An 11428-nucleotide genomic window follows, 5' to 3' on the forward strand; every position below is an offset into this window, starting at 1 on the left:
TGAGTGATGGGGGCCTCGTCTTCCCCTCAGCGGTGAATCGTCAACCCGACCTTCTGGAACTCCTTGAGATCGGAGTACCCCGCTTTGGCCATTGAACGACGAAGTGCGCCAACCAGATTCAACTCCCCGTAGGGGTCGGCGGACGGGCCGGTGAGAATCTGTTCGAGGGTCGGTCGGCCGTCGGGCGTGGCCACCTGCAACAGGGCCCCGCGTGGGGTGTCGGGATGCGCGGCCGCCGACGGCCAGTACCAGCCTCGCCCCGGGGCCTGCGCCGCGGCGGCCAGCGGAGTGCCGAGCACGGCCGCGTCGGCTCCACAGGCGATCGCCTTGGCCAGGTCGCCGGAGGTGTGGATGTCGCCGTCGGCGATGACGTGGACGTACCGTCCGCCGGTCTCGTCCAGATAGTCCCGTCGGGCGGCGGCGGCGTCGGCGATCGCGGTGGCCATCGGCACCCCGATGCCCAGGACCTCGCCGGTGGTGGTGGCGCCCGCGGTGGAGCCGTACCCGACGATGACGCCGGCGGCGCCGGTACGCATCAGGTGCAGCGCGGTGCGATGATCGTGCACCCCGCCGGCGATGACGGGGATGTCGAGGTCGGCGATGAAGGTCTTGAGATTGAGCGGATGTTCGGCGCCCTGCACGACGTGCTCGGCGGAGATGATCGTGCCGTGCACCACCAGAACCTCGACACCACCGGCCACCAGGGCCGGGGTCAGTTCGGGAGCGTGCTGGGGGCTGACGCGCACGGCGGTGGTCACCCCGGCCTCGCGGATGGTGGCCACGGCCGCACCGAGCAGATCGGGATCCAGCGGCGCCGCATGCAGTTCCTGCAGGCGCCGCACCGCGGCCTGCGGATCGGGATCGGTGGTCGCCACCTCGACCAACTCGGCGATCTTGTCCTCGACGTCGCGATGACGCGCCCAGAGCCCTTCACCGTTGATGACGCCGAGAGCGCCGAGTCGTCCGAGTTCGATGGCCACCGCCGGCGAGACCAAGGCGTCGGTCGGATGACTCAGGATCGGCGCCTCGAAACGGTAGGCGTCGATCTGCCACGCCGTCGAGACGTCCTTGGATGACCGGGTCCGCCGCGACGGAACGATGCTGACGTCGTCGAGTTCGAAGGTCTGCCGCGCCGTCCGGCCCATGCCGAGGTCCACGAGGTCACGCACCGATGCGCCTTTCTGTCCGGCGCACTGTCGTTGCAACGCACGCCACGAGGGTCTTCTGGGCCCGCCACGTGCGGACCGGTGAACTTGCGGGTCGGACTCGTCGAGGCGAACTCAGCGAGAATAGTAGTTGGGCGCCTCGGCGGTCAGGGTGATGTCGTGCGGATGGGACTCCTTGAGTCCGGCCGCGGTGATCTGGACGAAGCGCGCCTTCTGCAGCTCCGGGATGGTGGTGGCACCGGTGTAACCCATTGCGGCACGCAGGCCACCGACGAGCTGATGGATCACCTGGTTCAGCGGACCCCGGAACGGGACCCGGCCCTCGATGCCCTCCGGGACGAGCTTCTCCTCCTTGAGGACGTCGTCCTGGAAGTAGCGGTCCTTGGAGTAGGACTTGCCCTGCCCGCGGCCCTGCATCGCACCGAGTGATCCCATGCCGCGGTAGCTCTTGAACTGCTTGCCGTTGACCAGGATCAGATCGCCCGGCGCCTCGGCGGTACCGGCGAGCAACGAGCCGAGCATGGCCGTCGACGCACCGGCGGCCAACGCCTTGGCGATGTCGCCGGAGTACTGCAGGCCGCCGTCGGCGATCACTGGAACGCCCGCGGCCTGACACACGGTCACCGCCTCGAGGATCGCGGTGATCTGCGGGGCCCCCACACCGGCGACGACGCGTGTGGTGCAGATCGAGCCCGGACCCACGCCGACCTTCACCGCGTCGGCGCCGGCGTCGATGAGTGCCTGCGCCGCCTCACGGGTGGCGACGTTGCCGCCGACGACCTCGACCCGGTCGCCGACCTCGGATTTCACCTTGGACACCATGTCGAGCACCAGCCGGTTGTGGGCATGGGCGGTGTCGACGATGATCACGTCGACACCCGCGTCGGCGAGTGCCATCGCCCGATCCCACTGCGTGTCGCCGGTACCCACGGCCGCGCCGACGAGCAGCCGGCCGTCGGAGTCCTTGGTGGCGAACGGGTGTTGCTCGGTCTTGACGAAGTCCTTGACGGTGATCAGCCCGGTCAGTTTGCCGTTGCCGTCGACGATCGGCAGCTTCTCGACCTTGTTGCGCCGCAACAGACCCAGGGCGGCCTCCGCGGAGACGCCCTCCTGGGCGGTGATCAACGGGGCCTTGGTCATCACCTCGGCGACCGGACGGTCCTGATCGACCTCGAAACGCATGTCGCGGTTGGTGATGATGCCGACGAGCTCGCCCTTCTCGTCGACCACGGGCAGCCCCGAGATGCGGTAGCGCGCACACATCGCGTCGACCTCGGCGAGGGTGTTGTGCGGTGAGCAGGTGACCGGGTCGGTCACCATGCCGGCCTCGGAGCGCTTGACCGTCTCGACCTGGGCGGCCTGGTCGGCGATCGACAGATTGCGGTGCAGCACACCCATGCCGCCGGCCCTGGCCATCGCGATGGCCATACGGGATTCGGTGACGGTGTCCATTGCCGAACTCACCAACGGCACCCGCAGGGAGATGTTCTTGGTCACCCGCGAGGACGTGTCGGCCTCGCTGGGGATCACATCTGATGCCGCGGGCAGCAACAGGACGTCGTCGAAGGTGAGGCCGAGCATTGCGACCTTGCCGGGATCGTCTCCACCGGTGCGAACGTGGGTCATCGGTCCATGGTATCGGGCAACCGGAGCCACAACCCAATGCGGCGATCGGAGCTCACGCGTGACCCCTGTGGAGCATGCACGGATCGACCGTCGAACTGTGGAACCGATGCGGCGCAGGTCACGCCATATCGGTTACGGTGGAGGTGTGCGTGACCACTTGCCACCAGGACTTCCGCCCGACCCGTTCGCCGATGATCCCAGCGATCCCGCGTCGGCGTTGGACTCGATGGAGCCCGGCATCCCCCTCGACGAGAACGAGCGGGTGGCGGTCGAAGAAGATCTCGCCGATCTGGCCGTCTACGAGGCGCTTCTGGCCCACCGTGGGGTCCGTGGCCTCGTCGTCGTCTGCGAGGACTGCCACGAAGACCATTACCACGACTGGGATATGTTGCGAGCCAACCTTTTACAACTTCTGATCGACGGCACCGTACGTCCGCACGAGCCCGCCGTCGACCCGCGCCCCGACGACTACGTCACGTGGGACTACTGCCGCGGTTACGCCGACGCGCACAACCACCTCGGCGACGAACGCTGAGCTGACCCCAACGACACCCCCGAGGCGAGACCACCGATCGGGGGTGTCGACCGAATCCCCCAGACGTCGAATGAGGCAGACGTCGATGTGGCAGACGTCAATCGGGCCGACGACGATCAGCCTGCCGGCGTGGTCGTGGTGGTCGTTGCCGTCGTCGGAGTCGGTGAACTGGTCGGCGTCGTGGTCGTGGGGGTGGTGCTCGGCGTCGTCGACGGCTCCGAGGGAGCGCTGGTCTGATCCGAGGTCTGCGGGGCACTGGTCTCGGTGCCACTGATATCGGGAGCGGTGGTACCCGGGCCCTGCGGCGTCGGCGCTGCGGGCGCGCCCGACTCGTCGGACTGCAGCCGGGTGATCCACTGATTCATCTGATCCCGGGTCTGCGAGTCGCGCACCGGCCCCATCTTCGTCTGCGCCCGCGCGATGAGCTGCTGTGCATGTGTGAGATCGCCGGAGGCGAGTGCCGCCTCGGCCTGCTCCAGGTCCGAACGCACGTCGTACGCGGCCTGCGTCTCCGATGCGGCCTGCGCGAACACGACCTTCTTGACACCCCACAGCGAGTCGCCCGGCTGGGCTCCCTCGCTCACCACGGTCAGGCCGGCCGCGGCGACCACCGCGATCGCCGCCGCACCGGCAACGACGCGCAGCGAGCGCACCACCCTGCCACCACGGCGCGCACCCGAGCGTGCGGCCATCGCGCGCTCGACCTCGGCAACACCGGGGATCGGCGGTGCGGGTTCGGAGAGAACCTCGTGGCGCCAGCCCGACAGCAGTGCAGCGAGCTGATACTCGGTGTCGTCACGGGTGGGCGTGGGCACGTCGTGGGAGAGCGCGTCGATGAACGCGTCGTCGAAGTGCACCTGCCGTAGATCGATGTCGGCTCGTCGCTCGTCCTCGTCGGATACGCCGTAACGGCCGTAACCGCCGCCATGCGGCCCGACCCCGGAACCCGGTACGCCCCCCGACGGCTGCGGGCCCGGCATGGGCCGACGCCGATCATGCTCGTCGTTCATTGCGTCGTCCACCTGCCTTCCTCAGCTCGTCTTTCAGTTTCGCCAGTGCTCGATGTTGGGCGACGCGCACCGCTCCCGGCGTGCTGCCGACCGCGTCGGCGGTCTCCTCGGCGGACATCCCGACCACCAGTCGCAACACGAGGATCTCGCGCTGCTTGTCGGGTAACACCGACAGCAGTTGTCGCATCCGTCGGCTGGCATCGGAGTCCAATGCCATCTCCTCGGGCCCGCCGAGGACCGTGGTGACATCGGGAACCGCCTCCACCGGATCGGCCTTGACCCGACCGGCGACCCGCATCGCGTCGGCGACCTTGTGGGACGCGATGCCGTAGACGAAGGCCATGAACGGTTTGCCCTGATCCTCATATCGGGGCAGCGCGGTCATCACCGCCATCAACGCCTCCTGCGCAATGTCATCCGCGGAGAACAAGTGGCGCTCTCCGACTCCGATTCGCCCTCGGCAGTAGCGCAGGATGGGCTCGTGCACACTCTCGAGAACTGACGTGAGAGCCACACGATCGCCCTGCCTCGCGGCGCGGACGGCGGCGTCCAGCTCATCACCCGTCAGTTTCATCGTCAGTCGAGATCCCCGTGTTACATAGTGTGTGGCGGACCTCACCTGGTCCGATGTGGTGCCATGACGGCCTGAACAGCGGCGCCGCCCTGCGCGGGGACTGCCATGCGGGCGCGGCGAACCCCAAACACCTTAGCGATCGTTCGCCGACGTCACGAACGGCATGCCGCGCGCGACCAGCAATCGATGCAGATCGTTGACAGACATGCCGGTCGACGACACCGACCCGACGGGTCCCGAATCCGGCGAGTCGCCGAGTCCCTGCAACAGCGACGATGCCGCCCAGCACAGCGGAAGCAAGCCCCCCTCGGCCGCCTGATCACGCAACGCCGCCGCGTCGAGTCGGGCCTGCTCGGTAGCCCCGGCGCCGGCGCGCGCAGCCGCGAGAACCAGCCCGGTCTTGATCCGATGTCGCTCGGTTCCGCGGTCCGCGCGGGCGGCGAGTTGTGCCTGCGCCCGCTCGGCGACCTCGAGCGCATGCTCCGCGTTGTCGGTGTACAGAGCCCATTCCGCGCGCACCCAGAGAAGCCGCAGCCGACACCGCGCCTCGGACAGCCACGGGCCCTCACCGAGATCGTCGGGCCGTCCGAGGACGACATCGGCCCGTTCGAGGAGTCGATGCGAGACACCGAACCGCAGCAACCCCAGATTGTCGGCGGCGAGATTGACCAGGGTGTCGGCCAGGGCGGCGCGATTCCACATCGGCACCCCGTGACGTGATGGCGCCCCGGCGGCATCGACGAACGCCAGCCCCCGCGAGTCCAGGGCCCGTGCGTCGCGGTGACGGCCCGACTGCCGGTAGAGCGACGCCGCGGTGGTCGTGGCGAGCGCCGCGAGCGGGCCGTCGCCGGCACGCCGAGCATCGACCGTCAGCTCCGAGAGCGCGATCAACGCAGCCGCCCCGCAACCCAGCGCACCGAGCTCGACCGCCGCACACCACCGCCGCAGGAGCTCATCACCAGCGAAAACGTGTCTGGTGTCACCGTCCGGCGCCCCAGTTAGCATGAATTTAACTCGGCGACACAATTGTTAAAAATCGCGGCGGCATCAACGGGTGATGACGTGACGGTTTCGGTCAGGTTAATCGAATATCTTGGCCGGTCCTGTCGCACCATTTCTGCACACCCTCCCGTTTCTCTCCGGAAACTCCAATACGCACTGCTCACCCCGCATCTCCGCAGGCCACGGACGCCCCCGGAACACCGGCCCGCACGGCTGTGCTAGCACCGGACCCGTGGCTAACGCCACGTTAACAATGGCGGAATCTTTTCGATCATTTCCCGCTGATTGACGGTATTGACGTTGTTTCTCGGGCCCGCTTACTGTTCTCTTGCGTCGCCGGAAACGACCACGACAACGACCGTCATGAACTCCACACCGGCGCCACCGTCGGATCACGTCGCGACTCGACGCCCACAAGGTCGAAGCGAGTCCACGCCCTTGCAGAAGGAGATGCTGCCATGCCTGCACCGAACCACCTCCCCGGCCCCAACGCCGACGTCTGGGATTGGCAGATGCACGGCCTGTGCCGTGGCGTCGAATCATCGATGTTCTTTCATCCCGATGGTGAACGCGGCCGGGCCCGGGCGCAGCGCGAACGGCGCGCCAAGGAGATGTGCCATCAGTGCCCGGTGATCGCGCAATGCCGCGAGCACGCACTTGCCGTGGCCGAACCGTACGGAATCTGGGGCGGACTGTCGGAATCCGAGCGCAGCATGCTGATGAAGCGAGGAGTCGGACGCCGCATGGCGAGCTGACCACGCAGCCGTCACAACTGGGCACGACGACTCCCGGAAACACACGTCGTCGACACGACTTCGCAGAAACCAACTCCGCAGACACAAGCCTCACGACATGACGATGCCGGGGTGATCACCACATGGTGATCACCCCGGCATCGTCGTGAGAAACCGTCGTGAAGAAACCGACCGTCAGTGCGCGTGCCCGTGGCCGTGACCGGCGTCGGCAGCCGCCTCGGGCTTGTCGGTGACCGCGGTCTCGGTGGTGAGAACCATCCGGGCCACCGACGCGGCGTTGACAACCGCCGAGCGGGTCACCTTGACCGGGTCGATGATGCCCTCGGCAAACAGATCGCCATAGGTCAGTGTGGCAGCGTTGTAGCCCTCCCCCGTCCCGGACTCGGCAACCCGGTTCACCACGACCGCTCCGTCGACACCGGCGTTGGTGGCAATCCAGAACAGCGGCGCCTTGACGGCCTCGCGAACAACCCGCACGCCGAGCGCCTCGTCGCCGGGCAGCGAGTCGGCGAGAGCGTCGAGTACCTTGGCGGCCTGCACGATGGCCGAACCGCCACCGGCGATGATGCCCTCCTCGACCGCGGCCTTGGCCGCCGCAACCGCATCCTCGACGCGATGCTTGCGCTCCTTGAGCGCGGTCTCGGTGGCCGCCCCGACCCGGATCACCGCGATACCGCCGGACAGCTTCGCAAGACGCTCGGCGAGCTTCTCACGATCCCAGTCGGAGTCACTGTTCTCGATCTCGCGGCGCAACTGCGCGGCGCGATCGGCGATGGCCTCCGCGGTACCGGCACCCTCGACGATCGTCGTGGTGTCCTTGGTGACCACCACACGCCGCGCCGAGCCGAGCAGGTCGAGCTCGGCGGTCGCCAAACTCAACCCGATGTCGGAGGAGATGACGGTCCCGCCGGTGACCACGGCGAGATCCTCCAGGAACGCCTTGCGACGGTCACCGAAGAACGGGGCCTTCACCGCCACGGCCTTGATCGTCTTGCGGATCGAGTTGACGACGAGCGTCGACAGCGGCTCACCCTCGACGTCCTCGGCGATGATCAGCACCGACTTGCCGGCATTGACGATCTTCTCCAGCAACGGCAGGAAGTCCGGCAGCGAGCTGACCTTGTCGCGGTACAGCAACACCAGCGCGTCCTCGAGAACCGCTTCCTGCGCGTCGGCATCGGTCACGAAGTACGGCGACAGGTAACCCTTGTCGAACTGGACGCCCTCGGTGACATCGAGTTCGGTACTCAGGCCCGAACCCTCTTCCACGGTGACAACGCCATCAACGCCGACGGTCTCCATCGCCTTACCGACCATCTCGCCGATCTCGGCGTCCCGCGACGACACGGTGGCCACCTGAGAGATCGCCTTCTGCCCCTCGACGGGTGTCGCCGTACGCAGCAGTTCGGCGCTCAGGGCGTCGGCTGCCTTGCCGATACCGGCGCCGAGCGCGATCGGACCCGCACCGGCAGCGACATTGCGCAGACCCGCCGACACGATCGCCTGCGCGAGAACGGTCGCGGTGGTGGTGCCGTCGCCGGCCACATCGTTGGTCTTCGTCGCAACCGACTTGACCAGCTGCGCACCCAGATTCTCGAAGGGATCTTCGAGATCGACGTCACGCGCGATGGTGACACCGTCGTTCGTGACACTCGGCCCGCCAAAAGCCTTGGCGAGCACCACATGGCGGCCACGAGGCCCCAGCGTCACCTTCACCGTGTCGGCGAGTTGATTGATGCCGCGTTCGAGCGCGCGGCGCGCCTTTTCATCGAATTCGATCTGTTTGGACATGAGTTTCTGTACTTTCTGCGATCGCTCCGCGAGTCGCGGTGTTCGCGCCTCACGTCGCCGCTCTTCGTCGTCGCCGGCTTGTCGCCACGCTCCTCGACGGCTCCTCCTGCATCGCGGCGCGGCGCGAACACATGGGGGGAGCGGCAAACGCACGAGAGATAGGGAGTGATGCGCGGACAGGTGGTGGGGGTCGGGAATGAAGCGTTCTGTGTGACCGATGCGGTCAGGCAACTCCGCCCCGGTGACCCAAGGGGCACCGGGGCGGAGAGAGGTTCACGAATTCTCGTGTCGCTCCAACGCGTTGCGTTCTTACTTGCCGATGACCGCGAGCACGTCGCGCGCCGACAGGATCAGGTACTCCTCGCCGGCGTACTTGATCTCGGTGCCGCCGTACTTGCTGTAGATGACGGTGTCGCCTTCCTTGACGTCGACCGGGACACGGTTGCCCTGCTCGGTCACCCGTCCCTCACCGACTGCGATGACGGTGCCTTCCTGCGGCTTCTCCTTGGCGGTGTCCGGGATGACCAGACCCGACGCGGTGGTCGTCTCGGCCTCAACGGCCTGCACCAGGATCTTGTCCTCAAGCGGCTTGATGTTCACGCTCGCCACGATGTCAGTCCTCAACTTTCTCGTTCGAGAAGTGGATGTACTTGTTGCAGTTGACCTGCATTGGGCGGCTCTGCCACAAAACCTCGTCGTCGCGGGTGCCGAGGTTCACAACACAGTGCCTATTGGCACTCTATACATGCGAGTGCCAGCACTCAAGGGCGGCGGGTGCAAAAGTCTCAGCAGTGCGCACATGCTTGCGGCGCGGGCACCTCCGCCACGGCCGCGGCCGGCGTTCCGAGCGGATCGACCGCAGGCTCGCCCGACGGCCCTCCGCTTGTGGCCGCATCGCGCCGGCCGAACCAACTCACCGCCACCGCGCCGACCAGACCGACCACCGACAGTGCGCTGACCAGCCAGATCGCCGTGGTCATCCCGCCGAGCAACTCGCCGGGTCGATTGCGCTCCCCCGAGCTGGAGAGCACGGCGGTCACCACGGCGAGCATCACCGCCCCGCCGATCTGCACACTGGTGTTGACCAGACCGGAGGCCAGTCCCTGTTCGTCGTCGTCGACGCCGGCGGTGCCCTGAGAGGTCACCGACGGGAACGTGAGCGCGAAACCGATGCCGAGCAGGATGATGGTCGGCAACAGGAAATCCGCATAGCCCATGCCCGGTTGGGCGCGCGCGAACCAGAGGTAGCCGCCGAGGAACGCCGCGAATCCGAGCACCATCAGCAGCGGTGTGGGCACACGGTCGAGTACCCGGTCCATCCGGGTCGCACTGGCCGCGACGATCAGCCCGGCCGGCAAGAAGCCGAGCGCCATGGCCAGCGGGGTCCAACCGAGCGAGTCCTGCAGGTACAGCGTGACGACGAACTGGAAGGCGACGTATCCGCCGAACATCAGCGCACCGGAGATGTTGGCGTGCACCAGCAGGTAGGAACGCAGGATACCCAGCCGCACGAGCGGATGTCGGTGTCGGATCTCGATGACCAGGAAGGCGACGGCCGACACCGCTGACGCGACGAAGGTGCCGATGGTGGCCGTCGACGCCCACCCGATCTCGGGGGCCCGGACCACCGCGAACACGAGCAGTAGCAGCGCTGCGGTGCTCGTCGTCGCGCCGAGGACGTCGAACTGCGCCCAGCGGAACGCGACCCGCTCACCGCGCGGGATGACCCGCAGTCCGGCGAAGAACAGCAAGATCGCCACCGGACCCGGGAACATCAGGGTGGCCCGCCAGGACCATTCGGTGAGCAGACCGCCGAAAACCAGTCCGAGCGAGAAGCCACTGGCCCCGCAGACGGTGTAGATGCTCAGTGCGCGGTTGCGCGCCGGCCCCTCGGCGAAAGTGGTCGTGATGATCGACAACCCGGCCGGCACGGTGAACGCCGCCGCCACCCCCTTGATGAATCGCAGTGCCACGATCAGCATGTCGATGTCGACGACGGCGCTGGCCACCGACGCGACCGCGAAGACGCCGAGCGCGACGAGGAAGACCCGCCGCCGTCCGAGGAGATCGCTCACCCGGCCCCCGAGCATGAGCAGACCCCCATAACCCAGGACATATCCGCTGACGATCCATTGGAGTTCGCTCTGCCCCATGCCGAGATCGGAGCCGATCGAGGGAAGGGCGACGCCGACCATCGACACGTCGAGCCCGTCGAGGAACAAGGCACCGGCCAGCACCACGAGCAGAATCCAGGTCCGCGCCGGCCAACCCGCACCGCTCGTGACATGGCCGGCCGCCACATGCTCGGCCGGGTCGAGCGGTGACTCCTCGTGCGGCGCGCGTGACGCCTCCGTGTGTCCCGGCACGGCCGGGGAACCCACCTTGCGATCTGTGAATGCCATGCCGAGAACTATATGCGTACGCATCTAATGCGTCTACATTGTTTGAGGTCACATTATTTTCTCACGCATAAAATGCGGTGTCAGTGATATGCTGCGGCCATGAGCACGGCGGCAGAGGGAGACGCGACGGACGGAACCGGCGCCGCGAGTGACGACCGCGCCGACGATCTCGCCGCCGCATGGCACGATCTCTCGGTTCGCTTCCACCGCATCCAGTGCACCCTCGACCGCGAACTCCAGTCGCTGCACCAACTGTCGTCCAGTGAATTCGAGGTCCTCGAACTCCTTTGGGGCGCAGCCGATCACAGCCTACGAATGAGTGATCTGGCCGGGCGGGTGCATCTGACACAGAGCGCACTGTCCCGCGTCGTCGCCCGACTCGACAACGACGGACTCGTCGACCGCACGATGTGCACGACCGACCGGAGGTCGGTCTTCGCCGCACTCACCGACGAAGGGGCGCGACGCTACACCGATGCCCGGCCGACCCAACGTCGAATCCTCGCCGAGCAGTGTGTGACGTGCCCCGAGGTGTCCGGCGGAGGGCTCACCACCACCTGACGCGCC

11 protein-coding genes are annotated in these 11428 nt (G+C 67.2%); 3 read left to right on the forward strand and 8 right to left on the reverse strand.

The window, feature by feature from the left end:
- Positions 1-26 precede the first annotated feature (26 nt).
- Together QNM97_RS15495 and guaB are read right to left on the reverse strand one after the other, a co-directional pair.
- Positions 27-1169, reverse strand: a complete 1143-nt coding sequence (locus QNM97_RS15495; protein ID WP_208795602.1) for a GuaB3 family IMP dehydrogenase-related protein — start codon at positions 1167-1169, stop codon at positions 27-29.
- A 111-nt stretch (positions 1170-1280) separates the two neighbouring features.
- Positions 1281-2792 (reverse strand): IMP dehydrogenase, encoded by a 1512-nt coding sequence (gene guaB / locus QNM97_RS15500; RefSeq protein WP_208795601.1) that lies wholly within the window; start codon positions 2790-2792, stop codon positions 1281-1283.
- Between the two features lie 145 nt (positions 2793-2937).
- Between guaB and QNM97_RS15505 the strand changes: the two genes are divergently transcribed.
- Entirely contained in the window at positions 2938-3327 is a 390-nt protein-coding gene (locus QNM97_RS15505) for a DUF5319 domain-containing protein (protein WP_014359487.1), read from the forward strand.
- 116 nt (positions 3328-3443) lie between these two features.
- On the opposite strand, the gene QNM97_RS15510 is transcribed toward QNM97_RS15505, so the two are convergent.
- From QNM97_RS15510 to QNM97_RS15520, 3 genes are all read right to left on the reverse strand, one after another.
- Entirely contained in the window at positions 3444-4349 is a 906-nt protein-coding gene (locus QNM97_RS15510) for an anti-sigma-D factor RsdA (RefSeq protein WP_502874905.1), read from the reverse strand.
- The gene (locus QNM97_RS15515; protein ID WP_014359485.1) at positions 4321-4911 is read right to left on the reverse strand and encodes a sigma-70 family RNA polymerase sigma factor; all 591 of its coding nucleotides are present in this window, start codon (positions 4909-4911) and stop codon (positions 4321-4323) included. The genes QNM97_RS15510 and QNM97_RS15515 overlap by 29 nt, the downstream gene beginning before the upstream one ends.
- Before the next feature lie 132 nt (positions 4912-5043).
- Entirely contained in the window at positions 5044-5916 is an 873-nt protein-coding gene (locus QNM97_RS15520) for a hypothetical protein (protein WP_283819267.1), read from the reverse strand.
- Positions 5917-6371: 455 nt separating this feature from the next.
- Between QNM97_RS15520 and QNM97_RS15525 the strand changes: the two genes are divergently transcribed.
- Entirely contained in the window at positions 6372-6668 is a 297-nt protein-coding gene (locus QNM97_RS15525; protein WP_208795600.1) for a WhiB family transcriptional regulator, read from the forward strand.
- 174 nt (positions 6669-6842) lie between these two features.
- Here QNM97_RS15525 and groL read toward each other — a convergent pair whose 3' ends face one another.
- The 3 genes from groL to QNM97_RS15540 all read right to left on the reverse strand — a co-directional run bounded on the left by groL (position 6843) and on the right by QNM97_RS15540 (position 10861).
- Positions 6843-8459: a chaperonin GroEL gene (gene groL / locus QNM97_RS15530; RefSeq protein WP_283819268.1), complete on the reverse strand. Its 1617-nt coding sequence runs from the start codon at positions 8457-8459 to the stop codon at positions 6843-6845.
- A gap of 309 nt (positions 8460-8768) precedes the next feature.
- Complete coding sequence (gene groES / locus QNM97_RS15535; RefSeq protein WP_006334733.1) at positions 8769-9068, reverse strand: co-chaperone GroES; 300 nt, start codon at positions 9066-9068, stop codon at positions 8769-8771.
- A gap of 176 nt (positions 9069-9244) precedes the next feature.
- Positions 9245-10861, reverse strand: coding sequence for an MFS transporter (locus tag QNM97_RS15540; protein WP_283819269.1), 1617 nt, complete (start codon positions 10859-10861; stop codon positions 9245-9247).
- A 99-nt stretch (positions 10862-10960) separates the two neighbouring features.
- On the opposite strand from QNM97_RS15540, the gene QNM97_RS15545 reads away from it, so the two are divergent.
- Complete coding sequence (locus QNM97_RS15545; protein WP_283819270.1) at positions 10961-11422, forward strand: MarR family winged helix-turn-helix transcriptional regulator; 462 nt, start codon at positions 10961-10963, stop codon at positions 11420-11422.
- The last annotated feature ends 6 nt before the right edge of the window (positions 11423-11428 follow it).

Source organism: Gordonia sp. L191, from assembly GCF_030077625.1.
Taxonomy (GTDB): Bacteria; Actinomycetota; Actinomycetes; order Mycobacteriales; family Mycobacteriaceae; genus Gordonia; species Gordonia polyisoprenivorans_A.